Source organism: Arthrobacter sp. TRD_SC_6, assembly GCF_055361185.1.
Genome location: NZ_CM143953.1, coordinates 2,400,463 through 2,423,844, shown reverse-complemented (window position 1 = coordinate 2,423,844; position 23,382 = coordinate 2,400,463). Strand labels below are relative to the sequence as shown.

At 63.4% G+C, this 23,382-nt stretch carries 27 protein-coding genes; 10 read left to right on the top strand and 17 right to left on the bottom strand.

Going from position 1 to position 23,382, the window contains the following annotated elements:
* Nucleotides 1-94: 94 nt before the first annotated feature.
* Complete coding sequence (locus ACWA1U_RS11450) at nt 95-445, bottom strand: chorismate mutase (RefSeq protein ID WP_463722310.1); 351 nt, start codon at nt 443-445, stop codon at nt 95-97.
* Between the two features lie 151 nt (nt 446-596).
* Between ACWA1U_RS11450 and ACWA1U_RS11445 the strand changes: the two genes are divergently transcribed.
* The 3 genes from ACWA1U_RS11445 to ACWA1U_RS11435 all read left to right on the top strand — a co-directional run bounded on the left by ACWA1U_RS11445 (nt 597) and on the right by ACWA1U_RS11435 (nt 2,675).
* Nucleotides 597-854, top strand: coding sequence for a mycoredoxin (locus ACWA1U_RS11445; RefSeq protein WP_463722309.1), 258 nt, complete (start codon nt 597-599; stop codon nt 852-854).
* Nucleotides 855-960: 106 nt separating this feature from the next.
* Nucleotides 961-2,046 carry an S-(hydroxymethyl)mycothiol dehydrogenase gene (locus ACWA1U_RS11440; RefSeq protein WP_463722308.1) on the top strand — a complete coding sequence of 362 codons (1,086 nt, stop codon included), beginning with the start codon at nt 961-963 and terminating at the stop codon, nt 2,044-2,046.
* A complete protein-coding gene (locus tag ACWA1U_RS11435) occupies nt 2,046-2,675 on the top strand; it encodes an MBL fold metallo-hydrolase (RefSeq protein ID WP_463722307.1) in 630 nt (209 codons plus the stop codon). Before ACWA1U_RS11440 ends, ACWA1U_RS11435 begins: the two co-directional genes overlap by 1 nt.
* 14 nt (nt 2,676-2,689) lie before the next feature.
* Here the strand turns inward: ACWA1U_RS11435 and ACWA1U_RS11430 are convergent, their stop codons facing one another.
* From ACWA1U_RS11430 to arsB, 7 genes are all read right to left on the bottom strand, one after another.
* Nucleotides 2,690-3,394, bottom strand: a complete 705-nt coding sequence (locus tag ACWA1U_RS11430; protein ID WP_463722306.1) for a lipoate--protein ligase family protein — start codon at nt 3,392-3,394, stop codon at nt 2,690-2,692.
* 70 nt (nt 3,395-3,464) lie between these two features.
* Nucleotides 3,465-4,493, bottom strand: a complete 1,029-nt coding sequence (locus ACWA1U_RS11425) for an aldo/keto reductase (protein ID WP_463722305.1) — start codon at nt 4,491-4,493, stop codon at nt 3,465-3,467.
* A 27-nt stretch (nt 4,494-4,520) separates the two neighbouring features.
* A complete protein-coding gene (locus ACWA1U_RS11420) occupies nt 4,521-4,805 on the bottom strand; it encodes a DUF427 domain-containing protein (RefSeq protein ID WP_463722304.1) in 285 nt (94 codons plus the stop codon).
* Between the two features lie 118 nt (nt 4,806-4,923).
* The gene (locus ACWA1U_RS11415) at nt 4,924-5,703 is read right to left on the bottom strand and encodes a thioesterase family protein (protein ID WP_463725026.1); all 780 of its coding nucleotides are present in this window, start codon (nt 5,701-5,703) and stop codon (nt 4,924-4,926) included.
* Nucleotides 5,704-5,803: 100 nt separating this feature from the next.
* Nucleotides 5,804-7,210 carry an FAD-dependent oxidoreductase gene (locus tag ACWA1U_RS11410; RefSeq protein ID WP_463722303.1) on the bottom strand — a complete coding sequence of 469 codons (1,407 nt, stop codon included), beginning with the start codon at nt 7,208-7,210 and terminating at the stop codon, nt 5,804-5,806.
* An 11-nt stretch (nt 7,211-7,221) separates the two neighbouring features.
* On the bottom strand, nt 7,222-7,665 hold the full coding sequence (locus ACWA1U_RS11405) for an arsenate reductase ArsC (protein ID WP_463722302.1): 444 nt from the start codon (nt 7,663-7,665) through the stop codon (nt 7,222-7,224).
* Nucleotides 7,662-8,786, bottom strand: a complete 1,125-nt coding sequence (gene arsB, locus ACWA1U_RS11400) for an ACR3 family arsenite efflux transporter (RefSeq protein WP_463722301.1) — start codon at nt 8,784-8,786, stop codon at nt 7,662-7,664. Before arsB ends, ACWA1U_RS11405 begins: the two co-directional genes overlap by 4 nt.
* Nucleotides 8,787-8,887: 101 nt before the next feature.
* Between arsB and ACWA1U_RS11395 the strand changes: the two genes are divergently transcribed.
* A complete protein-coding gene (locus tag ACWA1U_RS11395) occupies nt 8,888-9,262 on the top strand; it encodes an ArsR/SmtB family transcription factor (protein WP_463722300.1) in 375 nt (124 codons plus the stop codon).
* Here ACWA1U_RS11395 and ACWA1U_RS11390 read toward each other — a convergent pair.
* Together ACWA1U_RS11390 and ACWA1U_RS11385 are read right to left on the bottom strand one after the other, a co-directional pair.
* On the bottom strand, nt 9,246-9,863 hold the full coding sequence (locus ACWA1U_RS11390) for a cation efflux transmembrane domain-containing protein (RefSeq protein WP_463725025.1): 618 nt from the start codon (nt 9,861-9,863) through the stop codon (nt 9,246-9,248). The two genes, ACWA1U_RS11395 and ACWA1U_RS11390, sit on opposite strands and share 17 nt — an antisense overlap.
* Before the next feature lie 95 nt (nt 9,864-9,958).
* Nucleotides 9,959-10,294: an ArsR/SmtB family transcription factor gene (locus ACWA1U_RS11385; RefSeq protein WP_463722299.1), complete on the bottom strand. Its 336-nt coding sequence runs from the start codon at nt 10,292-10,294 to the stop codon at nt 9,959-9,961.
* An 88-nt stretch (nt 10,295-10,382) separates the two neighbouring features.
* Between ACWA1U_RS11385 and ACWA1U_RS11380 the strand changes: the two genes are divergently transcribed.
* Together ACWA1U_RS11380 and ypfJ are read left to right on the top strand one after the other, a co-directional pair.
* Nucleotides 10,383-11,009 carry a DUF305 domain-containing protein gene (locus ACWA1U_RS11380; RefSeq protein WP_463722298.1) on the top strand — a complete coding sequence of 209 codons (627 nt, stop codon included), beginning with the start codon at nt 10,383-10,385 and terminating at the stop codon, nt 11,007-11,009.
* Between the two features lie 61 nt (nt 11,010-11,070).
* On the top strand, nt 11,071-11,976 hold the full coding sequence (gene ypfJ, locus ACWA1U_RS11375; RefSeq protein WP_463722297.1) for a KPN_02809 family neutral zinc metallopeptidase: 906 nt from the start codon (nt 11,071-11,073) through the stop codon (nt 11,974-11,976).
* A 28-nt stretch (nt 11,977-12,004) separates the two neighbouring features.
* Here ypfJ and ACWA1U_RS11370 read toward each other — a convergent pair whose 3' ends face one another.
* The gene (locus ACWA1U_RS11370) at nt 12,005-13,462 is read right to left on the bottom strand and encodes a protein adenylyltransferase SelO (protein WP_463725024.1); all 1,458 of its coding nucleotides are present in this window, start codon (nt 13,460-13,462) and stop codon (nt 12,005-12,007) included.
* A gap of 130 nt (nt 13,463-13,592) precedes the next feature.
* Between ACWA1U_RS11370 and ACWA1U_RS11365 the strand changes: the two genes are divergently transcribed.
* Nucleotides 13,593-14,465 (top strand): GNAT family N-acetyltransferase, encoded by an 873-nt coding sequence (locus ACWA1U_RS11365; protein ID WP_463722296.1) that lies wholly within the window; start codon nt 13,593-13,595, stop codon nt 14,463-14,465.
* Here the strand turns inward: ACWA1U_RS11365 and ACWA1U_RS11360 are convergent.
* Nucleotides 14,462-15,487, bottom strand: a complete 1,026-nt coding sequence (locus ACWA1U_RS11360; protein WP_463722295.1) for a DUF808 domain-containing protein — start codon at nt 15,485-15,487, stop codon at nt 14,462-14,464. The two genes, ACWA1U_RS11365 and ACWA1U_RS11360, sit on opposite strands and share 4 nt — an antisense overlap.
* Nucleotides 15,488-15,641: 154 nt before the next feature.
* Nucleotides 15,642-16,358: a VOC family protein gene (locus tag ACWA1U_RS11355; protein WP_463722294.1), complete on the bottom strand. Its 717-nt coding sequence runs from the start codon at nt 16,356-16,358 to the stop codon at nt 15,642-15,644.
* A gap of 130 nt (nt 16,359-16,488) precedes the next feature.
* Here ACWA1U_RS11355 and ACWA1U_RS11350 point away from each other — a divergent pair, with 130 nt between their 5' ends.
* Genes ACWA1U_RS11350 through ACWA1U_RS11340 form a run of 3 tightly spaced genes read left to right on the top strand, consistent with a single transcriptional unit; the run spans nt 16,489 to nt 18,521 of the window.
* Nucleotides 16,489-17,196, top strand: a complete 708-nt coding sequence (locus ACWA1U_RS11350; protein ID WP_463722293.1) for a histidine phosphatase family protein — start codon at nt 16,489-16,491, stop codon at nt 17,194-17,196.
* Nucleotides 17,197-17,205: 9 nt separating this feature from the next.
* Nucleotides 17,206-17,754 (top strand): DUF3090 domain-containing protein, encoded by a 549-nt coding sequence (locus tag ACWA1U_RS11345; protein ID WP_463722292.1) that lies wholly within the window; start codon nt 17,206-17,208, stop codon nt 17,752-17,754.
* Nucleotides 17,754-18,521, top strand: coding sequence for an SCO1664 family protein (locus ACWA1U_RS11340; RefSeq protein WP_463722291.1), 768 nt, complete (start codon nt 17,754-17,756; stop codon nt 18,519-18,521). Before ACWA1U_RS11345 ends, ACWA1U_RS11340 begins: the two co-directional genes overlap by 1 nt.
* 28 nt (nt 18,522-18,549) lie before the next feature.
* Here the strand turns inward: ACWA1U_RS11340 and ACWA1U_RS11335 are convergent, their stop codons facing one another.
* From ACWA1U_RS11335 to nrdI, 4 genes are all read right to left on the bottom strand, one after another.
* Nucleotides 18,550-19,449: an SAM-dependent methyltransferase gene (locus tag ACWA1U_RS11335; RefSeq protein WP_463722290.1), complete on the bottom strand. Its 900-nt coding sequence runs from the start codon at nt 19,447-19,449 to the stop codon at nt 18,550-18,552.
* A gap of 166 nt (nt 19,450-19,615) precedes the next feature.
* Nucleotides 19,616-20,590, bottom strand: a complete 975-nt coding sequence (gene nrdF / locus ACWA1U_RS11330) for a class 1b ribonucleoside-diphosphate reductase subunit beta (RefSeq protein WP_463722289.1) — start codon at nt 20,588-20,590, stop codon at nt 19,616-19,618.
* 126 nt (nt 20,591-20,716) lie between these two features.
* A complete protein-coding gene (nrdE, locus tag ACWA1U_RS11325) occupies nt 20,717-22,867 on the bottom strand; it encodes a class 1b ribonucleoside-diphosphate reductase subunit alpha (protein WP_463722288.1) in 2,151 nt (716 codons plus the stop codon).
* Nucleotides 22,864-23,322 carry a class Ib ribonucleoside-diphosphate reductase assembly flavoprotein NrdI gene (gene nrdI / locus ACWA1U_RS11320; protein ID WP_463722287.1) on the bottom strand — a complete coding sequence of 153 codons (459 nt, stop codon included), beginning with the start codon at nt 23,320-23,322 and terminating at the stop codon, nt 22,864-22,866. The genes nrdE and nrdI overlap by 4 nt, the downstream gene beginning before the upstream one ends.
* Nucleotides 23,323-23,382: the final 60 nt, after the last annotated feature.

Sequence of the window (23,382 nt, the reverse complement as noted above, 5' to 3'; positions counted from 1 at the left end):
GGACTGACTCAACACTCCCGGCGGCGGTCTTTTGATGGTATCGGTTGCACGTGGAGGCGACCAACAGAGGCGAGGCAACCACCATAGGCCGAAGCTATGGCGCCCGGCGGACCCTTAGTTCGAGTTCGATGAAGGCACTAATCATGGCGCGGTAGGTCTGCTCGACCACCTCAGGATCAACGTCGAGCTTCTCGGCGTAGGACCGGACATTCGCAATCACCTGTTCGACGCGCGCTGGTGCCCGGACAGAGGCGTCGTCCTTCTTCAGTGTTCCGGCTCGCCGCACAAGCCGCTCGCGGCGCGAAATCAGCTTCACCATCTGCTGATCGATCTCGTTGATTGCTACGCGGACGGCGTTCAGCTGTGCCGACTGGACGCCCTGGGCTGATTGTCCGGCCTGCGCTGAGCGGGGTGTGCGGGGGTCAGGAACTTCAGGGGTCGCCATGCTTCGACCCTACGTGAGCACTAGGATTATGGGCATTGCCATTACGTCCGAGCTGCCCGGCCCTTCTCCGGAAGCCGCCCGTCTGTGCGGAATGAGGGGCGGCACTCCGGCGTTGTAACCGGATATCAAGCCCAATCCATCAAGGAGCACCGTGGACTACACACCCGAAGCCGGCACCATCACCATGTTCTCCACCACCTGGTGTGGATATTGCCGCAGGCTGAAGTCGCAGCTGGACACAAAGGGCATCGGTTACCGCGAGATCAACATCGAGGAAGTCGAAGGCACTGCGGAACTTGTGGCTTCGCTCAACGGTGGCAACCAGACGGTGCCGACGGTCATCTTCCCCGACGGCAGCACGGCAACCAACCCGTCTGTGGCTGAGGTTGTGCAGCGCGTCGGCGCCTAGCAAGCTGAGGGTTCCAACCGGCGGGTGATCAGTCTCCACCGCGACAATGCCCTTGTGTACTGCCTAAGCTGGAGTGGTTCCTCCCCCCAGCGATAGGACAGTAGCAATGGCTCACAGCGTCAAGGGCGTCGTCGTCATGGAAAAGGACGCTCCAGCGTCAGTGGTGACCATCAATGTCCCCGATCCCGGACCGGGTGAGGCGTTGGTCGACCTCCTGACCTGCGGCGTCTGCCACACGGACCTGCACTACAAGCAGGGCGGTATCAGCGATGAGTACCCTTTCCTGCTGGGACACGAGGCAACCGGCGTGGTCAATACTGTCGGTCCGGACGTCACCAGCGTCCAGCCGGGTGACCGCGTCATCCTGAACTGGCGTGCCGTCTGCGGCGAGTGCCGGTCCTGCGCCCGTGGGGAGCAGCAGTACTGCTTCAACACACACAACGCCACTCAGAAGATGACCCTCGAGGACGGCACAGAGCTCTCCCCCGCCCTGGGTATCGGCGCCTTCGCAGAGAAGACCCTGGTCGCGGCCGGCCAATGCACCAAGGTTGATCCGTCAGCCGATGCAGCTGCTGTGGGGCTCCTGGGCTGCGGCATCATGGCCGGCATCGGCGCCGCCATCAACACCGGAAACGTCCGGCGGGGTGACTCGGTCGCCGTGATCGGTTGCGGCGGTGTCGGCATCGCCGCGATTGCAGGCGCTAAGCTCGCCGGCGCAGCGCGGATCATCGCCGTTGACATCGACAGCCGGAAGCTCGAGCTCGCAAAGGGACTCGGTGCCACCGACCTGGTCAACTCCTCCGAGACGGACCCGGTCGAGGCCATCCGGGCGCTCACCGGAGGGTTCGGAGCGGACGTCGTCATTGACGCGGTCGGCCGTCCTGAAACCTACAAGCAGGCATTCTACGCACGGGACCTCGCGGGAACCGTGGTGTTGGTGGGCGTGCCGACGCCGGACATGACACTGGAACTGCCACTGCTCGATGTCTTCGGCCGCGGCGGCTCGCTGAAGTCTTCCTGGTACGGCGACTGCCTGCCCTCGCGGGACTTCCCGATGCTGGTCAGTCACTACCAGCAGGGCAACCTGGACCTCGATGCCTTCGTCACGGAGCGCATCACCATCGACCAGGTGGAGGAAGCCTTCCACAAGATGCACGACGGCGTTGTGCTTCGTTCGGTGGTGGAGCTCTGATGGGCGCGCGCATCGACCATCTGGTTACCTCGGGGACATTTTCACTCGACGGCGGCACCTGGGACGTGGACAACAACGTCTGGGTCATCGGAGACGACAACGAATGCATGGTCATCGACGCGCCGCACAACGCTGACGCCATCGTGGAGGAAATCAATGGCCGGCAGGTCCGGGCCATACTTCTCACCCATGGACACGATGACCATATCCGGGCCGTAGGCGACCTGTTCGACGCCGTCCGGGCACCGATCTATCTTCACCCGGAGGACAGGATGCTGTGGGATGCCGTGTACGCGGACTCCGCTCCGGCGCACGACATCACAGACGGCGACACTTTCACGGTCGCGGGTATCACCCTGCAGGCACTGCACACACCGGGTCACTCCCCCGGTTCGGTGTGCTTCTACCTGCCTGAGGCCGGGACGGTATTCAGCGGAGACACACTGTTCCGCGGTGGTCCCGGCGCCACGGGCCGCTCCTACAGCGACTTCCCGACGATCATCGAGTCGATCCGCACCCGGCTGTTCACCCTTCCGGCGGACACCGTGGTGAGGACCGGGCACGGCGACTCCACCAGCATCGGCGAGGAAGCACCAAACCTTGAGGAATGGATCGCCCGCGGGCACTAGGCCGGTCGAGCGGTTCAGCCGCGCGCGGCGTCCCCATATGCGGCGACGACGGCGTCCGTCACCGCTTCGACGGCAAGTCCAGGGACGAGATCCTCAGCGGCTCCGGCGGTGGAGGGCTCCCACGGCAGTCCGAGCGCTGAATAGGTGGCTTCAAGCACCGCCCGGATGGGCGGGGAATTCTCGACCACGATAACCGAGGAAAAAAGCCAGGCACCGGAGACAACCCGTTGGGCGGTTCCAACAAGCTTGACTTGGGCAGCACCGTTCCCGTGCACGCTGAATTCGCCCGGGCAGTATTCCCCGGGAATTTCTCCGACCGCTGCGTCAACCCCCACTCGCCGCAGGGCCCCGGCCAACAGCTCCCCGAACAGGGCAAAGCGTTCCTGCGAGCCCACAATCGCGTCCGGATGGGGCTCGATGTGATCGATGATGAGGCAGCCGTTGTGGTAAGCGGCAGCACGGCCGCCGGCCCGCCGGACCAGGGGTTCAAACCCTGTTGCGAGCGCAGCTTCCTGCGCTTCGGCGAATCCGGGCAACCGCTGGTCCCGTTGCCCGAAGGCCACTGTAGGAGCCGGTCGGTAGAGCCGCAGAGTCGGCGGCAGGTGCCCGTCAGCGGCCGCCCGCAGCAGGGTCAACCCGCGCTCGAGGTCGGCCTGTGCACCCGCAGAGTCTTCGGCCAGCACGCGCAGCTTGCTTCGGCACCAGGCGGGAGCTGTCACGTTTCCCAGCTCCTGTCCCATGGTCATCGAGAGGCGGAGGATGCCCTCCGCCTTTTATGGCGTGACCAGCCTACCTGCCGCCGTCGATCCTTCGGCTCCGCTGCTCGATTCCGGGGACGCCGTAGGGGTAGTTGGCAAGCTCCGGCTCGCTGACCTCCGTAAGCTCCTGCAGCTCCTCCGGCGTCAAATCGAGTGAGGCGGCGGCCAGATTATCGGAGAGCTGCTCAAGGTTCCGTGCACCAAGGATGACGGAGGTCACCGCCGGCTGCTGCGCCACCCAGGCGAGCGCCACTTGGGATGCGCTGACACCACGCGCCTTGGCGATGGAAAGCACGACGTCGATGATCGCCCAGGTGCGTTCCTCCGCATTGCGCTTCTTATAGGCTTCCAGGCCGCGCTCAGGGTTCTCCCCGAACCGTGTGGCGCCCTGGGGAGCAGAATCACGCTTGTACTTCCCGGTCAGCCAGCCACCGCCAAGCGGAGACCATGGCAGCAGGCCCATCCCGGCGTCGAGCGCTGCCGGAACTATCTCCGCCTCAATCCCGCGTACGAGCAGGCTGTACTGCGGCTGGAGCGTCACGGGCAGATCCCAGCCGTGTGCCTTGGCGATGCCGACCGCCTTGGTGAGCTGCCAGCCCGTGTAGTTCGAGAACCCGTAGTAGCTGATTTTCCCGGAACGTACGGCGTCGTTCAGGAAACCAAGGGTCTCCTCGAGCGGGGTCAACGGGTCCCAGGAGTGGACCTGGTAGAGGTCGATGTGCTCCACGTTGAGTCGCTTCAGTGATGCGTCCAGTGCCAGGCGCAGGTGACGCCGGGAGAGGCCGAGGTCATTGACCCCTTTCCCCGTGGGGAACCTGCCCTTGGTTGCCAGGAGCATGTCGGGAGCCGCTGCGCTCGTCGCCAGCCACCGCCCGATGATCTCCTCCGAGTCGCCCGCCGTGTAGACGTCGGCGGTGTCGAGCAGGTTGCCACCGGCCTCGGCGTAGCTGTCGAGAATCGCGTGCGAGGCTGCCTCATCCGATTCAGCGCCGAAGGTCATGGTGCCCAGCGCAAACGCTGAGACGGAGGTACCGCTGCTACCAAGGTTCCTGTACTGCATGCATGCTCCTAGCTGCTGAAGATTTGTCTAGTCGGTGATGATTACGCCGCGCCAGAAGGCAACGTGGTCCTTGATATTCGCGGCGGCGTCCTTGGGCTGCGGGTAGCTCCATGCGGCGTCGGCGTTGGTCTGTCCGTCGACTTCGAGGCTGTAGTAGCTCGCTTCGCCCTTCCAGGGGCACGTGGTGTGGGTTTCGGTGGCGCGCAGATACTCATCTTTGACGCTGTCCTGCGGGAAGTAGTGGTTGCCTTCGACCATTTCAGTGTGGTCCGACTCCGCGATTACCTGGTTGTTCCAGACTGCTTTGGCCATGACATCCTCATTCCCGTGCGGCTCGGCGCCGGCTGCGCTGGAGCCCGATAACAGGAGACAACGACGACGGCGTCCGGGCCATTCCCCGGTGCCCACCCGAGGTGCGGCGGGCGTAAGGTCAGGACAATTTGCGCAGGGTGAGGATCTGCTCGGTCCGTCCAAAAGGCCCTTCGACGTCGTGCAGGACCGAGGAGGTGAGGCCGATTCCGTCCCGGCCGAAGGTCACCCGGGTGTCCAGGCCAAGCCACTGCCCTGCGGGCTGCCGATGGAGGTGGACCTGCAGGTCAACGTTTGGAAATGCCCAGCTCCCCGGGCCCGGAGGAACCCGCGTGGCGATGCCGTTCGCGGTGTCCATCAACCCGATCAACCGCGCCAGGTCCGAGGCCGGTTCCCCTTCCACCAACGGGTGCGGGGTGCGGAGCCAAACCTTGCCGCGGCCGGGCCGGTGCCCGGGAAGCTTGCGGACCTCGATCGACTGGATGTAGCCGCCGGGCCACTCGGAGACGGCATCGTGCTCCTCGCCGTCGTCGGGCCCTGGCATGGGCTCATCCTCGACGGCGGCAACCGCGCTTGTGTCGCTGGCGGCCAGACGCCATGCCCTGGCGCGGATAGCGGTCCGCCCGCCGTGGTTCATCTCCGCTTCGAGAAGCTCGATGGTGCGGCCGGGCCTGACCATGTGGGTGGTCACCTCGACGGTGCCGAGCGGGATCAGACCAAGAATCTCGTAGGAAATTCGGCCCATGCGAAGGTCTTCCCGCGGCTCGAACTGCTCAAGGCACCGGGCCAGCAGACCCGAGGCGGGTGCCATGTGCTGCTCGTGGTCATTCCACGCCCCCTGCGCGTGGATTGTTGCTTCGAACAAACCGTTTCCGAGGTCCCGGTAGTAGGAATCTGCCATAGTGCGAAGGAACACGCTCCTGGGTTGAAAACTGGTCGATCTAAAAAGACCATTCTGTTCCCGTGCATGCAGGAGGCGCAAAGCGCGTGGTTGTACCCGGTCAGTAGTCGGGGTCGCTTGAGCGTCCGTGCAGCGTTCCTGTCGGAATTCCGACATTCACCAGGGCTGGCGCCGCGCAGCAGCTGGAGGCTTCCTCGTCGGGCTCTGCCAGGGCTGCTTCCACGCTGACAGGCGCGTCGCAGGAGCCGGCAAGATCCGTGCTGCAGACACCTGTTTCCGGCAATTGCAGTTGTACGTCGGACGCACCGGCCGTATCGCCGGCGATTGCCGCGACCACGGACCTCACCTGCTCGTAGCCGGTGGCAAGCAGGAAAGTCGGCGCCCTCCCATAGCTCTTCATCCCCACGAGGTAGAAGTCCTTTTCCGGGTGCGCCAGGACGTCCGCGCCGTGCGCAGGAACGGTTCCGCAGGAGTGGAACTCCGGGTCGATCAGGGGGCCCAACGCCCGAGGCGCCTCCACCGCAGGATCAAGTTCGAGCCGGAGCTCACGGAGCATATCCAGGTCCGGGCGGAAACCCGTTGCGGGTACCAGGACGTCGACGTCGAAAGTTTGTTCGCCCTCAGGTGTTGTTGCACGAACGGTCAGCGCGTCGCTGCCGGGCCGGAACCCGGTGATGGTGAATGAGGTGTGGAGATCCACCACACCGTCCTCAACGAGTGACCGAAGCCGGCTGCCCAGGGCGCCGCGCGCGGGCAGGCCGTCCAGGTCGCCGCCACCGTAGAGCCGCTGCGCAGATCCGGTTCCACGAACGGCCCAGATGATCCTTGTTCCAGGTTCGGCCTTCGCTACCTGCCCCAGACTGATCAGGGTGTTCGCGGCCGAGTGCCCGGCTCCAACCACCATGATGCGCTTGCCCGCAAAGCGCGTGCGCTCGCGTCCGACGACGTCCGGCAGTGGGTCGGTGATGAAATGTCCGAGGCTCTCCTCTCCGGGGGCGGGCAACCCAGCCTGGCCCAGCGGGTTCGGTTGACTCCATGTTCCGGATGCATCGATGACCGCCCGCACGAGGTGGTCCCTGACGCCGTCGGGCCCGGTAACCCGCACGAGGAAGGGCTGGTCCTCCCGGCTCTTGGTTCGCGTCTTGTCCATTCCCGAACGCGTGACGGCCAGCACCTGCGAGTTGAAGCGGAGCGCGGAAGCGATGGTTGGGACAACGGCCAGGGGTTCAAGGTAGCTCTCAACGAGTTCCCGGCCGAAGGGCAGTGCGGTAGGCCGGGGCTCCTGCCAACCGGCCGATTCGAGCAACCGCCGGGATGCCGGGTCGATATTGAACTGCCACGGCGAGAAGAGCCTGATATGCGCCCACTGCCTGATGGCAGCCCCGACATCCTGGCCCTGTTCGAAAATCACCGGCTCCAACCCGCGCTCGATGAGATGGGCCGCTGCCGCGAGCCCGGTAGGTCCCGCGCCGATGACGGCGACCGGAAGGTTCCTGTGGTCAGACATATGCGGCCTCTTTACGCTCGGGTTGCGGATGCGGGCAGCAGCTCGGAGACGAGCTGCTCTACGCGGCGCCGGATCTCGTCGCGGATCGGCCGCACCGACTCGACGCCTTTCCCGGCCGGATCCTCGAGCACCCAGTCTTCGTAGCGTTTGCCCGGGAAGTAGGGGCACTCGTCGCCGCAGCCCATGGTGATGACGACGTCGGACGCCTGCACGGCTTCCGGGGTCAGGATCTTCGGGGTTTCGGCAGTAATGTCGATTCCCTCCTCGGCCATTGCCTCGACCGCGGACGGATTGATTTGATCCGCCGGTTGCGAGCCCGCGGAAAGCACCTCGATTCGGCCCTGGCCAAGGTGGCTCAGGTAACCCGCCGCCATCTGGGACCGGCCGGCGTTGTGGACGCAGACGAATAGGACGGAAGGCTTGTGTCCGCTGGAGGCAGATGCTGTTTCGGTCATGACCGCACTTTCAGGGAGGATTCGGTTTCGGGATTGGGCACAGTGGCTGGATCAGTAGCGGGGAAGAACCGGGTGCGGGCCCATAGCGCCGCGTACACCAAAGCCACGAGCACGGGCACTTCGATCAAGGGCCCGACGACGCCGGCGAGCGCCTGCCCGGATGTCACACCGTAGGTGCCGATCGCCACTGCGATGGCTAGTTCAAAGTTGTTGCCGGCGGCGGTGAAGGCGAGCGTGGTGGTGCGGGGGTAGCCAAGGTTCAGCCAACGGCCAAGCACCATTCCTGCCCCGAACACGGCCACGAAGTAGACGAGCAACGGCAGTGCGATACGGGCGACGTCGAACGGGTTCCTGGTGATCTCGTCCCCCTGGAGTGCGAACAGCAGCACGATGGTAAAGAGCAGGCCGTAGAGTGCCCACGGGCCCAGCCTGGGCAGGAACCGGTCCTCGTACCAGGTGCGCCCCTTCGCTTTCTCACCTATGGCCCGGGTCAGGAATCCCGCGAGTAACGGGATTCCAAGAAACACCAGGACGCTCACGGTGATGGCCCAGAAGGAGAACTCAGCGCTGGTGGTCGGGAGCCCGAGGATGCCCGGCAGCCACTGTAGGTAGAACCAGCCCAGGGCTCCGAAGGCGATGACCTGGAAGACGGAGTTGAGGAACACGAGCACCGCTGCTGCTTCGCGGTCCCCGCACGCGAGGTCATTCCAGATCATCACCATGGCGATGCAGCGGGCGAGGCCAACGATGATGAGGCCGGTCCGGTATTCCGGAAGGTCTGGAAGGAAGATCCACGCGAGGGCGAACATCAGCGCGGGCGCAGCAAGCCAATTGAGGACCAGCGACGTGATCATGAGTTTGCGGTCCTGAAGCACTGTGCCGGTCTCGTTGTACCGGACCTTCGCAAGCACCGGATACATCATCACCAGCAGGCCGAGCGCGATCGGGAGGGACACGTTGCCCACCTTCACCGCATCAAGGGCCTCCGCCAGCGTGGGGATGAACCGGCCGAGCAGGAGGCCTACCACCATGGCGGCGATGATCCACACGGGCAGGAGGCGATCCAGCCGGGATAGTTTTTGCTGGGCGGGGGCTTCGGCGTTGGTGGAAGCGGAGGTCACTGGGCTCCTTACGCGGGACCAGCCCGCAAAACATTGATGTTTGTCGATACGAGTATGGGGAGATATATCGATCATTGTCAATGTCCGTGCATAATGGTCTCATGACCACCGTCCACGATGCGCCAGTCGAGGCCCCTTCGGACAGCTCCGCTGACACCGCCCGCTGCTGCACGCCGTCCGGCGCCCCGGCTATGAGTGCCGCCCGGGCAGTGGAGCTTTCCCGCCAGTTCAAAGCCATCGCAGACCCCAACCGCCTCCGGCTGCTGTCACTCATCTCCTCCAGCGAGGACAACGAGGCTTGCGTGTGTGACCTGACCGAGCCGCTTGACCTTGGACAGCCCACCGTCTCGCACCACCTGAAGATCCTGGTGGATGCCGGGCTCCTGCACCGTGAGAAGCGTGGCGTATGGGCCTACTACTCGCTGGTTCCGGGAGCCATGGACTCACTGGCTGGCGTCCTCATGAGCCCGCGCTAGGGTCTTCCGAGGCCTGCTGTGGCGTGGCGCAACATGCTTCTCCCTGCCACGCATCGCGGCCTTCCTTGATGGCCCACCCAGCGATGATCAGCGCTGCGAGCGGATCAGCCCATGACCAACCGAATGCGCTGTTCAGCAGTAACCCGACCAGCAGCACTCCGGAGAGATAGGAGCAGATGAGGGTCTGCTTCGAATCGGCAACCGCTGACTTGGAGCCGAGTTCCCTGCCCGCCCGCCGCTGCCCATAGGAAAGTACGGGCATGATCGCGAGACTGATGGCGGCGAGCGCTATACCGACAGCGGACGAATCAGCTTCTGCGCCGTTCACCAGTGCACGGACGGCGTCGAATCCCACAAAGAGGGCCAGGGCGCCGAAGGAGAACGCGATGAAGCGCAGCGCGGTTTTCTCCCGCGTCTCGGGGTCTCTGGCAGAGAATTGCCAGGCCACGGCCGCGGCTGACGTGACTTCGATGACGGAGTCGAGCCCGAAAGCGATCAGGGCACTCGATGAAGCGACTGTCCCTGCCGAGAGCGCGACAACCGCTTCCACCACGTTGTAGGCGATGGTCCCGGCAACAAACAGGCGGATGCGCAGCGACAGAACCGCGTGGCCTGCTGGGTTGGGGGCAGTGTCGGGCGTGTTGTCAGGTTCACTGTCGGGAGCAGCGCACGACGGCGGGCGCACCGGCTTCACAGTCAGGCCCGCCTCTCCACGGCAGGAGTGCAATGCTCGGGATCAGTGGCGAGGACGACGGACATCAGGTCCGTCAGTGCACTTCCGAGCCGCGAGTCGGCCAACTCGTAGCGGCTTCTGCGGCCCTCAGGTGCAGCCACCACGAGGCCGCACCCGCGCAGGCACGCGAGGTGATTCGAGAGCGCCTGCCTGCTCACGCCAAGCAACACGGCAAGATCACTCGGGTAGGCCGGTGCCTCGCGCAGCGCGAGGAGGATCCTCGTTCGCGTAGGGTCGGATAGAGCGTGTCCGAAGCGAGCCAGCACAACCGAATGAGCCAGGACGAATGGACGGGACATCAGTGATTTCACCGGAGCTTCCACCCGGCTATTGTACAGTTTTTGCTGAACTATCAACGTGTTATCCGCACAACCGAGGGGTCCCTCAGTGAAGAAATTCCACCCAGCCCTTTCCGTCCTGGGCGTTTCCGCCGTCGTCGTTCTCGCCGGGTGTGGCAGCCAGCCTGATGCAGGCACCACGCCGCCTTTCTCTGGCGGCGCGGCTTCGACCCCTGCCTCCGGTGCGGAGGTGGCAGCCGAGCACAACGACGCCGACGTGTCGTTCGCGCAGATGATGATCCCGCACCACGAGCAAGCCGTGGAAATGAGCGACATTGTGCTCGCCAAGGAGGGTCTCAGCTCTGAGGCCACGGAACTGGCCACCCAGATCAAGGAAGCGCAGGCACCTGAGATCGAGACCATGACGCAGTGGCTCGAGACCTGGGGTGAACCGGTGGAATCCGAGCACTCAATGGAAGGCCACGACATGGGCTCCGGCGGCATGGAAGGAATGCTCAGTGAGGAGCAACTTGCCGAACTTGACGCCGCCGGTGGACCGGAGGGAGGCAGCCTGTTCCTTGAATCGATGATCGCCCATCATGAAGGTGCAATTGCGATGGCACAGGATGAGGTCGACGACGGCGCGAATCCGGATGCCATAGCGCTGGCCGAGACGATCATGGGCACGCAGCAAGCCGAAATCGACGAAATGCGCGCACTCCTCGCTGACCAGTAGCCGGCCTCGCAGCTGCCATTCGCACGATACGCCGCTGGCTGATCGGGTCTAGAGTTTTCGCATGAGCTTCAATGACAACGTCCAGTTCGATCCTTCGCGCGTGAGTGACCGCAGGGGCCGGCGAGGGCGAGGCGTTGCCATCGGCGGTGGGCTTGGCGGCGGACTGATTCTGCTGCTGTCCCTGTTCTTCGGAGGCGACGTCGTGGACCAGCTCGGGCTCAACGGCGGCGGGCCCGAGACCGACACAGGAACGGGCTCTGACTCCGCGATCACTTCATGCCAGACCGGTGAAGACGCCAACGCGCGGCTCGACTGCCGGATCCTGGGAACGGCGGAAAGCCTTGACAGCTTCTGGGGACCTTACCTGGAGCCGTACGGCATTACCTACACCCAGCCGGGGGTGGAACTCTTCAGCGGCCAGACCACCACGGGTTGCGGCGCGGCGAGCAGCGCCGTCGGGCCGTTTTACTGCCCAGCTGATGAGTTCACCTACTACGACACGGCGTTCTTCGATGACCTGGTGACCCGCTTCGGCGCTTCCGCGGGACCACTCGCGCAGGAGTACGTGATAGCTCACGAGTTCGGGCACCACATCCAGAACCTCACCGGAGCCCTCAGCGCATCCCAGCAGGATCCCCGCGGCCCGGAGTCCGGCGCGGTCCGCGTGGAACTGCAGGCTGACTGCTATGCGGGCATGTGGGCGGCACACGCGACCAGCGTGCCCGACCCCGAGTCCGGCGTACCGTTCCTGCGGGAATTCACCACCGCCGATCTGCAGGACGCGCTCTCTGCGGCGTCGGCCGTGGGCGATGACCGCATCCAGGAATCCACTTCCGGACAGGTGAACCCGGAGGCGTGGACTCACGGTTCAAGCGATCAGCGCCAAGCGTGGTTCCTGCAAGGACTCGAAACCGGCGACATCGAGGCATGCGATACGTTCGCTGCTGACGATCTCGACAACCCCTAGCCCTCAGTTCCGCCTTGCCACGCACACCCTACGTGCCGCAGAACGTCCGGTAGGAACCGAAATCATCCGGCGCGCCGAAGGCGTACCGCTCCAGACCAGCGCGTTCCTCGAAGGGTGCCTTCACAGCCTCCAGGAGACGCTGTAGCGGATCCAGGTCGCCGTCCAGACTTGCCGCTAGGACTTCCTCCACCAGATGGTTCCGCGGGATGTACGCCGGATTGATCCGATCCATCGCATCGGCTGAAGGGTTCAGTGCCAGCCACTCCCCCAGCCATGCATCGATTTGTTCGTGATCGGTGAAGAACGAGCGTGTCATGTCGGTGTCGCCTCGGGCGGCCGCGCCGAGGCTGCGGAAGAAGGAAGTGTAGTCCACCTGGCCTTCCTCCAGCAGGGTCAAGACTTTACCCGCTAGTTGCAAGGCGTCATCGTCATGGTCTGTAAGGCCCAGCTTCGACCGCATTCCGGTGGACCAGGCGCCGCTGTAGAGGGCGGGGAAAGTGGCCAGCGCGTCTTCGGCGAGCCTGACGGCGTCATTCTGGTTCTCGTGCAGGAGCGGCAGCAGGGTCTCGGCGAAGCGCGTCAGGTTCCACTGGGCGGCGGCAGGCTGATTGGCGTAGGCGTAGCGGCCCATCGTGTCGATGGAGCTGAACACGGCCGACGGGTTGAAGGCGTCGATGAACGCGCACGGGCCGTAGTCGATGGTTTCCCCGGAGACTGTCATGTTGTCCGTGTTCATGACCCCGTGGACGAACCCGACCAGCATCCAGTTGGCCACGAGGGAAGCCTGCGCTGCGACTACTGATTCCAGCAGGGCCAGGTAAGGATTGCTTGAGTGGACGGCGTCGGGGTAGTGACGCTCGAGGGCATAGTCCGCCACCCGCCGGAGAAGTTCGTGATCCCCGGTCGCCAGCGCGTACTGGAAAGTCCCGACGCGCAGGTGGCTTGCCGCTACCCGGGTCAGGAGAGCGCCAGGAAGTACTTCCTCCCGCTGCACCGGAATGCCGGTGGCGACGACGGCGAGCGCGCGGGTGGTCGGAATGCGCAGGGCGTGCATTGCCTCGCTGATGATGTACTCGCGGAGCATGGGGCCGACCGCCGCCAGCCCGTCGCCGCCCCGGGCGAATGGTGTGCGCCCCGAGCCCTTGAGGTGGATGTCGCGCGGGGTACCCTCCGCATCGGTGACCTCGCCCAGCAGCAGGGCACGCCCGTCGCCCAGACGGGGACTGTACCCGCCAAACTGGTGGCCGGCGTAGGCCTGCGCTACCGGCGTGGCACCCTCCGGCAACACATTTCCCGCAAGCATCCGAACGCCGTCGTCCGTTTGGAGAAAATCAGTATCAACGCCAAGCTCGGCGGCCAGTTGCGCGTTCAGGATCAGCAACTGCGGGTCAGACAGCTGATTTGCCTGCCACGGCGTGCCCATCTCCGGCAGTAACCGGGCGAAGTTGTTGTCGAGGGTGATCGCTGACGATGTTGAAACACTCACGCTAGCTACAACACTTGCTGTGACGGCGTTGTTCCCCTTGGTGCTCAGGTCAGGCGGTTTCGGGTGGGTGATGCGCCTTCCCGCGGCGTGGTGCACTGCATGCTCATCGGGATTATTGTTCGATGGGCACATGACGCTTTCCATGGCCATCCCGCGCGTTGAGGACCTTGAGGCCGTCATCGACGCCCTGTCTTCCTGGCAGCGCGATGACCTCCCGATCCAGCTGCACCCCGGCGATCTTGGATGGGCCTGGCAGATCGGCGCCCCTGAGCTGGCAGCCAAACTTCGGGTGTGGAGCGCCGGCACGCGGATCCTCGCAGTGGGCATTTTGGACGGACCTGCCCTGCTGCGCGTGGCGATCGCGCCTATGGCGGACCATGATGAGCTCCTTGCCGGGCGGATGCTTGCCGACGTCGCGGAGCCGGCGCTGGACGTCCTCCCGGAGGGGTCCGTTGGTGTGGAAGCCCGCTTCGGTTCAGCGTTCCGCGGGCTGCTGACGGCGAAGGGCTGGGTTGCTGACGAACCGTGGACTCCGCTATCCCGCGACCTCTCGACTCCAGTCGAGGATGCCGCCGTGCGGATTGAAGTTGTCGGACCGGACCTGGCGCAAGCCCGCGCCGAGCTGCAGAATGCGTCGTTCGGCAACTCGCGGTTCACCGTGGTTCGTTGGCACGCAATGGCGGGTGGACTCCCCTACCCGAGCGCGCGTTGCCTGATCGCGTATGACGCTGAAGGGAACGCCGTCGCGACGGCGACCGTGTGGTCAGCAGGTACCGGGAGGCCGGGCCTCCTCGAGCCCATGGGAGTGCACGAAGATCATCGGCGCCATGGCTACGGCAAAGCGATCACGCTGGCAGCTGCAGCGGCGCTCAGGGAGATGGGCGCCTCCAGCGCAATCGTCTGCGCTGAGAGTTCCAACCAGGGCGCCGTCGCAACCTACGAGGCGGCCGGATTCCGCAGGCATCCGGAGGTTACGGATTTCCGGCGGCCTGACTCACACTAGGGAGCTGGGCTGGCGTCATCCTTCGAAGAGTGATGGCCGGCCATTGCAGCCCGGACATCGCCCTCTTCGTGGCCCCCCTTGCCCTTGCCGAAGGGGAGCACCTTCAGCAGCGGGTGAATGATTGCCATGATGAGGAGGCCCCAGGCCAGCCCGACAACAGCCGAGCAGAGGGTGTTGACCAGCCAGGCCAGGAAACCGCCGACCACAGCAATCCCAACGAAGGGTGCTTCGAGGGTGTGAATGAAGTCGTAGGGTGCGTGCCAACCGAGGTCGTGGGCACCCTGAACCATGATGTGACCACCAACCCAGAGCATGGCTATGGTTCCAATGAACGTGATGGCCGCCAGTACGGCAGGCATGCCCTTGACGAGCAATTCGCCAAAGCGCTTGGAACCTGCAGAGTCCTTGGTGGTCATGTGCAGTCCGATGTCGTCCATCTTGACGATGAGCGCGACTGCCCCGTACACCGCGACGGTGATGGCGATGGCTACAACTATGAGGATCAGTGCCCTGACCCAGATCGACTCAGTCGCCACCTCGTTCATCGAGATGACCATGATTTCGCAGGACAGAATGAAATCGGTGGTAATGGCGCCCTTGATGACCTTGGCTTCCGCCCCCGGTCCCTTATCAACCGCCGGTGTGTTCTCGGCTTCATGATGGTGGCCGCGGAGCTTGTGCCATACCTTCTCGGCGCCTTCATAGCAGAGGTAGGTACCGCCCAGCATGAGAATGAAGGGGATGGCCCACGAGGCGAAGGCGCTCACGAGCAGAAGCGCTGGCAGGATGATGAGGAGTTTGTTCCGGAGCGAGCCCCAGAAGATCTTTTTGATCATCGGCAGTTCCCGGGACGGATCCGCGCCGGAAACGTACTGGGGTGTGACGGCGGCGTCGTCGATAACCACGCCGGCTGCTTTAACGCTCGCCCTGGCGGCGCCAGCCGCGACATCGTCAACCGAGGCTGCCGCTATGCGGGCCAGGGCAGCGACGTCGTCCAACAGCGCAACGAGACCGCCGCTCACTGAGCGTCTCCTGGTTCGTTGACGACGACGGGTTGGTCGTGGGGGCTACGGTTGGGGCAAGCGATCGGCATGCACAAAGTATATGGCTCCGGGTTCCAGCGTGGGCATCTGTCGATGCTGCTCGCGCTGGATCCGCGGAGTCGCTGGTGAGCTGCTACGGGCTGGACGGCAGCACACAGAACTCGTTGCCGGAGGGATCTGTGTAGGTCCGCCAAGGCAGAGTGTTGGCTCGCGTAGTCACTTCACGGCCACCGCGGTCCGTGATGGCCGCCGCAATACTGTCAGGGTCTTCTCCGCTTTCGAGCCGGACGTCGAGGTGCATACGGTTCTTTGCGTCCCCTTTCGGGCTCAGTTCGTCACACAGTTCGAGGATCGGGCCACGCTGCGAAGGATGCCGTAAGGAACGCGGAGATTCGGTCGAGGAAGACCATCCTGTCAGCCAGGCCCAGAACGCCGCGTCCCGTTCCGGATCAGCGGAATCGAGCGGTAGCCCTGCAATAGGACCGGAATCTTCGTCACCCGCATTCTCCCCCATCACGCAGCAGGGATTGCCTTCCGGATCTGCGAGCACCACCCAGGGAACATCACCCTGACCGATGTCGAGCGGACGTGCGCCCAGTATGGTCAGCCTTTCGACCTCCTCCGCCTGGCGCTGCCCTCCATTGAGGTCAAGATGGATTCGCGGCTCCGCTGACGGAGGTTCGGGGACCCGCTGGAAACACAGATCCAGTGTCGGTCCGTCAGGTATGGCGAGCCTGGTTTCGAAGCCGTCCGGCTCGTCAGTGAGCGTCTTCCCGCCCACTACAGCCTCCCAGAACCGGCCGAGTCGTTGAGGGTCAAGGGCGTCGAAGACCAGATTCTCCAGGTGCATGGGTCTCACGGTAGGCCAGCCGGAGCGGCGGCTCAACGCCTCCGGGGGGTTACCCGGGCAAGGCTGGTGACGTGCCCTCGCGGAGGTGGTTCCCGCCGTCGAGCCTTACAAGGATGGCTAGGCTGGGTGGATGGCGACAGTTATCCTCGTGCGGCACGGCCGCACCACAGCGAATGCTTCCGGGGTGCTCGCGGGCCGGACTCCCGGCGTAAACCTCGACGACGTCGGCCTCGGCCAGGCAGCAGCGACGGGCAACCGGCTCGCCGTCGTGCCACTCGTCGGAGTTGTTTCGAGTCCGCTTGAGCGGTGCCGGCAAACAGCCCAGATCCTCCTGGACCGGCGGACCGACACCGTCCAGTCAACGCTCGAAGGTGATCTCACCGAGTGTGATTACGGCCAGTGGCAGGGCCGCACGCTCACAGATCTCGCGTCCGAGTCCCTATGGGCGACCGTGCAGTCCCAGCCGTCCGCCGTGACCTTTCCGGGTGGTGAATCCATGGCAACGATGCAGGCCCGGTCGGTGGCAGCGATCCGCCGACTCGATGCAGCCTTCGAGGCCGAGCACGGGCAGGGCGCCGTGTGGGTGGCGGTAAGCCACGGCGACATCATCAAATCCATCCTCGCCGACGCCCTCGGCACACACCTCGACCTGTTCCAGCGCATCTCAGTGGGACCGGCTTCCGTCTCGATCGTCAGTTACGGGCCGAGCCGGCCGACGGTGCACGCGACCAACACCGACGCGGGCGATTTGTCGTGGTTGTCGGCCAGCGTCCATTCCCCCGACGCGCCGGTGGGCGGTGGCGCAGGACACACGGCACCATCAGCCACGAACGCCTAAAATAGTCCTATGCCTACAATCGTTCACGAGTTCGCCTGGCCTGACCGCGTCGTCATCGGTACCATCGGCGACCCAGGGCAGCGCACTTTCTATCTGCAGGTGCGCACAGGGAAACAGATCGTCAGTATTGCGCTGGAGAAACAGCAGTCGGCCCAGCTTGCCGAGAAGATCGACGAGATTCTCGACCAGCTCATCACCCTCGATGGCAACCCCTTTAGCGTTCCTACGAGCACACCCATCGAACTTGTGGACAATGACCAGCTTGAGGCGGTTGAGGAGCAGTTCCGCACCGGCATCATGAGTCTTGGATGGGACCCGTCGACCGCCCAGATCGTGATCGAGGCCTACCCCCTGACCGAGAGTGATGGTGAGGAAGAGGCACTGCTCGACGACGATGCTGACGCGTCCGAAGTGCTGCGGGTGCGGATGCCGGTCGGTACGGCACGTGCGTTCTCCAAGCGCACCAGGGAGATCGTGGGCGCCGGACGCCCGATCTGCGTGCTCTGCGGTCAGCCGATCGACGCCGACGGGCATACCTGCGCAATCCCCGAGGCCTGATGCCGGCGCTCGACCTGGTGACCGCTGAGCTGACGCTCACCGGCCGCATTACGACGGCGTCGAACGCCACGTTCCTGGGCAGCATCGGCGACACACAGGTGGTCTACAAGCCGATCCGGGGTGAGAAGCCGCTGTGGGACTTTCCGGACGGTTTCCTGGCTCATCGGGAAGTTGCCGCTTACCTGGTCTCCGAGGCGTTCGGCTGGAACGTCGTTCCGCATACGTGGCTGCGTGGTGGACCGTTCGGAGAGGGAATGGTGCAGCTCTGGCAGGACTCTGACCCCGACCAGAGTGCGGTGGACCTGGTCCCGGCGGAGGAGGTTCCGGAGACGGATTGGAAGCAGATCCTCGAAGGTCAGGACGGGGAAGGCCGGATGGTAGCCCTCGTGCACGAGGACACGCCGGTGTTGCGTCGCATGGCAGTATTCGACGCCGTCGTGAATAACGCCGACCGCAAGGGTGACCACATCCTCGCGATGAGTGATGGGCACCGGTTCGGCGTTGACCACGGGCTTACCTTCCACAGCCACAACAAGCTGCGCACGGTGCTGTGGGGGTGGCTGGGTGATCCGCTGACCGTCGAGGAGCTTGCCGGCGTCGATCGGGTGATCGAGGGATTGCAGGGCGAGCTAGGCCAGGACCTGGCGGAACTGCTCACGGCCGAGGAAGTCTCGGCGCTCGCCGCGCGCTGTGCACAGTTGCGCTCATCCGAGTGCTTCCCGGCTCCCGGCGGCGAGATGTCAGCGGTCCCCTGGCCCTTGTTCTAACCGGATCATGGCAACAGGCTTCCGCGCCTCAGGATTGCGGACGTAGTTGCCAAGGACCTGGCTCAAGAGCTTCGCCGGATTCACGTGGCGGCCTCCCCGCCTTCGCCAGCATGAATATCCCATAGCGCATAGCACCAGTGCGGTAGGCAAGGATCAGACGAGGGATGGTGAGAATGGAAATGCGATTGCGTCCACCTAGGGCTAGTCGACGGGTCTCGCGATCGACAAGCAAGGCCTGCACAAGTCGACGGCCACAGATCGTCCAGGTGCGTGCGACGCGGCGGCTGACATCCTCATAGCCAACGACCTCAAAGCCCGCCGCCATTGCCATGGCCTCATACTCCTCGCGCGTGCCCATCGAGGGCAGGCGTCCTTCCCGGCAAATCGGTTCAAGCAGATGGCGCACCTTCCAACCGCTGGCATCAGTCTCGGCGAGCCATGCACAGACGACGAACCGGCCGCCGGGCACCAGCACACGATGCGCCTCGGCGAAGAACCTGGGCTTGTCGACCATATGCTCGCTTGACTCGATCGCCCATGCGGCACTGGCCGAGTCATCAGACAGCCCGTTTACGAGCCAGTCGCGGAGATGGATGTCCACATTGGGTGTGGGATGCGCGGCAGCGTAGTTTGCTTGCTCAGCGGAAAGAGTGAAGCCGGTTAGACGGACCCTGCGTGCCACCGCGAGATGCCTTGCGGTGGAGCCGTAGCCGCAGCCGATATCGACGCAGACCTCGCCGGGCATAAGGCGCAGCCGATCGCCGACCGTATCGATGAGCGCCTCGACGGCCTCGGCGGGCGTCTCGCGACCCGTCGCCCATAGCCCGTGGTGAACATGTTCACCCCACACTCGACGGTAAATAGGATCGAGCTCGTCGTAGTGGTCGGCAACCGCCGCGGCGTTCTGGGAAATATTGGGGACAATCACGCCCTCACGCTACAGCGCCAATCCAATACTTCAGAAGGAGTCAGCTCAACACTCCTACTCAGAAATGCCCGGAACAGCGACACCTACAAGGTTCCGACCGCGATTCAGCCGCACAGCCAACAGAACATTGGTTGAACTGCCAGGCAGCGCCGGATCCCACAGCAGGTTAGAAGTCCCAGTCATCGTCCTCGGTATTGACGGCCTTGCCGATGACGTAGGACGAACCCGACCCCGAGAAGAAGTCATGGTTCTCGTCAGCGTTCGGTGAGAGCGCCGACAGGATCGCCGGGTTCACGTCCGTGACCGAAGACGGGAACATCGCCTCATAGCCCAGGTTCATCAGCGCCTTGTTGGCGTTGTAGTGCAGGAACTTCTTCACGTCCTCAGCCAGGCCAACGCCGTCGTACAGGTCGTGGGTGTACTGCACTTCATTCTCATACAGCTCGAAGAGCAGCTCAAAGGTGTAATCCTTGATTTCCTGGCGCTTCTGCTCGGAAACCTTCTCCAGGCCCTTCTGGAACTTGTACCCGATGTAGTACCCGTGAACGGCCTCATCGCGGATGATCAGGCGGATCAGATCCGCGGTGTTCGTGAGCTTGGCACGCGAAGACCAGTACATAGGCAGGTAGAAGCCGGAGTAGAACAGGAAACTTTCCAGCAGCGTCGAAGCGACCTTGCGCTTCAGCGGATCGTCGCCCTGATAGTAATCCATGACGATGCTGGCCTTCTTCTGAAGGTTGACATTCTCTGTGGACCAGCGGAATGCCTCGTCAATCTCCTTCGTGGAAGCCAGCGTGGAAAAGATGGACGAGTAACTCTTGGCGTGCACGGATTCCATGAACGCGATGTTCGTGTACACCGCTTCCTCGTGCGGGGTGATCGCGTCGGGAATCAGCGAGACGGCGCCAACGGTGCCCTGAATGGTATCCAGGAGCGTCAGGCCGGTGAACACGCGCATGGTGAGCTGCTGCTCGTCATACGTGAGCGTGTTCCACGACTGGACGTCGTTGGACAGCGGCACCTTCTCAGGCAGCCAGAAGTTGTTGACCAGCCGGTTCCAGACCTCGACATCCTTGTCGTCCTGGATACGGTTCCAGTTGATCGCCTCAACGTGCGACAGCAACTTAACCTTCTCGGTCATTTTGACCCCTTGTCCTGATTCGCTAAGCCGCCCGGAGGGCGGTGAATTCCACTAAATACAATGTACGACGACGGCGGGCCGGCGTCCGCGCCTGCCCACCGACGTCGTCGTTGGCTTACTCCGGCGTCACAGCATGCAGCTGACGCAACCCTCCACCTCAGTGCCCTCCAGCGCGAGCTGGCGGAGACGGATGTAGTAGAGCGTCTTGATGCCCTTGCGCCACGCGTAGATCTGAGCACGGTTGATGTCACGCGTGGTGGCAGTGTCCTTGAAGAACAGCGTCAGCGAAAGCCCCTGGTCCACGTGCTGCGTGGCAGCGGCGTAGGTGTCGATGACCTTCTCATAGCCGATCTCATAGGCGTCCTGGTAGTACTCCAGGTTGTCGTTCGTCAGGTATGGCGCCGGGTAGTACACGCGTCCCAGCTTGCCTTCCTTGCGAATCTCGATCTTCGCGGCCACGGGGTGGATGGACGAGGTCGAGTTGTTGATGTAGCTGATCGAACCCGTGGGCGGCACGGCCTGCAGGTTCTGGTTGTAGATGCCGTGCTCCATGACCGAAGCCTTGAGCTGGCGCCAGTCCTCCTGGGTGGGGATGGTCACCTTGGCAAACAGCTCCCTGACCCGCTCGGTCTGCGGAACCCATTCCTGCTCGGTGTACTTGTCGAAGAACTCTCCCGACGCATACTTCGACTTCTCGAAACCACCGAAGGTCAGCCCGGTCTCGATCGCCAGCAGGTTCGAGGCCCGCACCGCGTGGTAAACCACCGAGTAGAAGTAAATGTTGGTGAAGTCGAGGCCCTCTTCGGAGCCGTAGTGAACGTGCTCACGGGCGAGGTAGCCGTGCAGGTTCATCTGGCCGAGGCCGATGGCACGAGATGAATCATTGCCCTTGGCGATGGACGGCACCGAGGTGATGTTGGACATGTCCGACACCGCTGACAGTGCGCGGATGGCCGTCTCTATGGTGTTGCCGAAGTCCGGCGAATCCATGGTCTTGGCGATGTTCAGCGAACCGAGGTTGCAGGAAATGTCCTTGCCGGTGTCGGCGTAGGAAAGATCATCGTTGTACGTGGTGGGCTGCGAAACCTGCAGGATCTCCGAGCACAGGTTGGACATGATGATCTTGCCGTCGATCGGGTTGGCGCGGTTCACGGTGTCTTCGAACATGATGTACGGATAGCCGGATTCGAACTGGATCTCGGCGAGAGTCTGGAAGAACTCGCGGGCCTTGATCTTGGTCTTCTTGATCCGTGAATCGTCCACCATCTCGTAGTACTTCTCAGTCACGGAGACGTCGGAGAACGGCATACCGTAAACGCGCTCGACGTCGTAGGGAGAGAACAGGTACATGTCCTCATCCTTCTTCGCGAGCTCGAAGGTAATGTCCGGAATCACGACGCCGAGGGAGAGGGTCTTGATGCGGACCTTCTCGTCGGCGTTCTCGCGCTTGGTGTCGAGGAAGCGGTTGATGTCCGGGTGGTGCGCGTGCAGGTACACGGCGCCGGCGCCCTGGCGGGCACCAAGCTGGTTCGCGTAGGAAAAGCTGTCCTCGAGGAGCTTCATCACGGGAATCACACCGGAGGACTGGTTCTCGATCTGCTTGATCGGCGCGCCCACCTCGCGGATGTTGGTCAACGCGAAGGCCACGCCCCCGCCACGCTTGGAGAGCTGCAGGGCCGAGTTGATGGACCGCCCGATCGACTCCATGTTGTCTTCGATGCGGAGGAGGAAGCAGGAGACCAGCTCGCCACGCTGACGCTTGCCGGCGTTGAGGAAGGTTGGGGTGGCTGGCTGGAACCGGCCTTCGATGATTTCATCCACCATGCGGATGGCCAGCTTCTGGTCACCGCGGGCAAGGTGCATTGCGACCATGCAGACGCGGTCCTCGTAGCGCTCCAGGTAACGCTTGCCGTCGAACGTCTTCAGCGTGTACGAGGTATAAAACTTGAAGGCGCCGAGGAAGGTCTCGAAGCGGAACTTCTTCTCGTAAGCGCGCTTGTAGAGGTCGCGGATGAAGTTCATTGAGTACTGGTCGAGGGTTTCCCGCTCGTAGTACTCGTTCTTGACCAGGTAGTCGAGCTTCTCCTCAAGGTCATGGAAGAAGACGGTGTTGTTGTTGACGTGCTGAAGGAAGTACTGGTGCGCCGCTTCCGAATCAGCCTCGAACTGGATCTCGCCATTTGGCCCATACAAATTGAGCATGGCGTTCAGCTCGTGGTATCCGAGACCCTTGAACCGCTCGGGTAGTGCGGGAGCTTCTGTTTCAGCGACTGTCATGTCCAAAACTCTTCCAATCCTTGTGTGACCCGGTGCACGTCTTCGGAGGTGCCCATGAGCTCAAATCGATAAAGAACCGGGACACCGCATTTGGCAGCCACGATGTCCGCTGCCAGGCAATAGGTGTCGCCGAAGTTGGTGTTGCCGGCGCCGATGACGCCGCGAAGAAACAGGCGGTTTTCCTCGACATTGAGGAACTTGATGACCTGTTTGGGAACCGCCCCGTTTCCGTCAACGCCACCGTAGGTCGGAAGCATCAGCACGAAGGGGTTAAGCGCCCGTAGTGTGCGGTCTTTGGTGAGAAGCGGGATTCGTGCCGAGTTGACCGGCAACTTACTGACGAACCGGTGGGTGTTGTCAGACGCTGAGGAGAAGTAGATGAGCGACGCGTCGGTCTCCACTGGTTCTCCCGCTGACTGTTGGCCCGCGCTCCGAGTGATGGTTGGTGTGGTCATTTCCGACTACATCCGCCCTGGTTAATTCCGCACTTGTCGAATCCGGAGGAATTGAATCCG

What these genes read in the sequence shown, in the direction of transcription:
- ACWA1U_RS11450 (WP_463722310.1), bottom strand. Translation starts at nt 445, where the DNA reads ATGGCGACCCCTGAAGTTCCTGACCCCCGCACACCCCGCTCAGCGCAG.
- ACWA1U_RS11440 (WP_463722308.1), top strand. Translation starts at nt 961, where the DNA reads ATGGCTCACAGCGTCAAGGGCGTCGTCGTCATGGAAAAGGACGCTCCA.
- ACWA1U_RS11435 (WP_463722307.1), top strand. Translation starts at nt 2,046, where the DNA reads ATGGGCGCGCGCATCGACCATCTGGTTACCTCGGGGACATTTTCACTC.
- ACWA1U_RS11425 (WP_463722305.1), bottom strand. Translation starts at nt 4,493, where the DNA reads ATGCAGTACAGGAACCTTGGTAGCAGCGGTACCTCCGTCTCAGCGTTT.
- ACWA1U_RS11420 (WP_463722304.1), bottom strand. Translation starts at nt 4,805, where the DNA reads ATGGCCAAAGCAGTCTGGAACAACCAGGTAATCGCGGAGTCGGACCAC.
- ACWA1U_RS11415 (WP_463725026.1), bottom strand. Translation starts at nt 5,703, where the DNA reads ATGGCAGATTCCTACTACCGGGACCTCGGAAACGGTTTGTTCGAAGCA.
- ACWA1U_RS11410 (WP_463722303.1), bottom strand. Translation starts at nt 7,210, where the DNA reads ATGTCTGACCACAGGAACCTTCCGGTCGCCGTCATCGGCGCGGGACCT.
- ACWA1U_RS11405 (WP_463722302.1), bottom strand. Translation starts at nt 7,665, where the DNA reads ATGACCGAAACAGCATCTGCCTCCAGCGGACACAAGCCTTCCGTCCTA.
- ACWA1U_RS11395 (WP_463722300.1), top strand. Translation starts at nt 8,888, where the DNA reads ATGACCACCGTCCACGATGCGCCAGTCGAGGCCCCTTCGGACAGCTCC.
- ACWA1U_RS11385 (WP_463722299.1), bottom strand. Translation starts at nt 10,294, where the DNA reads ATGTCCCGTCCATTCGTCCTGGCTCATTCGGTTGTGCTGGCTCGCTTC.
- ypfJ (WP_463722297.1), top strand. Translation starts at nt 11,071, where the DNA reads ATGAGCTTCAATGACAACGTCCAGTTCGATCCTTCGCGCGTGAGTGAC.
- ACWA1U_RS11365 (WP_463722296.1), top strand. Translation starts at nt 13,593, where the DNA reads ATGACGCTTTCCATGGCCATCCCGCGCGTTGAGGACCTTGAGGCCGTC.
- ACWA1U_RS11355 (WP_463722294.1), bottom strand. Translation starts at nt 16,358, where the DNA reads ATGCACCTGGAGAATCTGGTCTTCGACGCCCTTGACCCTCAACGACTC.
- ACWA1U_RS11350 (WP_463722293.1), top strand. Translation starts at nt 16,489, where the DNA reads ATGGCGACAGTTATCCTCGTGCGGCACGGCCGCACCACAGCGAATGCT.
- ACWA1U_RS11345 (WP_463722292.1), top strand. Translation starts at nt 17,206, where the DNA reads ATGCCTACAATCGTTCACGAGTTCGCCTGGCCTGACCGCGTCGTCATC.
- ACWA1U_RS11340 (WP_463722291.1), top strand. Translation starts at nt 17,754, where the DNA reads ATGCCGGCGCTCGACCTGGTGACCGCTGAGCTGACGCTCACCGGCCGC.
- nrdF (WP_463722289.1), bottom strand. Translation starts at nt 20,590, where the DNA reads ATGACCGAGAAGGTTAAGTTGCTGTCGCACGTTGAGGCGATCAACTGG.
- nrdE (WP_463722288.1), bottom strand. Translation starts at nt 22,867, where the DNA reads ATGACAGTCGCTGAAACAGAAGCTCCCGCACTACCCGAGCGGTTCAAG.
- nrdI (WP_463722287.1), bottom strand. Translation starts at nt 23,322, where the DNA reads ATGACCACACCAACCATCACTCGGAGCGCGGGCCAACAGTCAGCGGGA.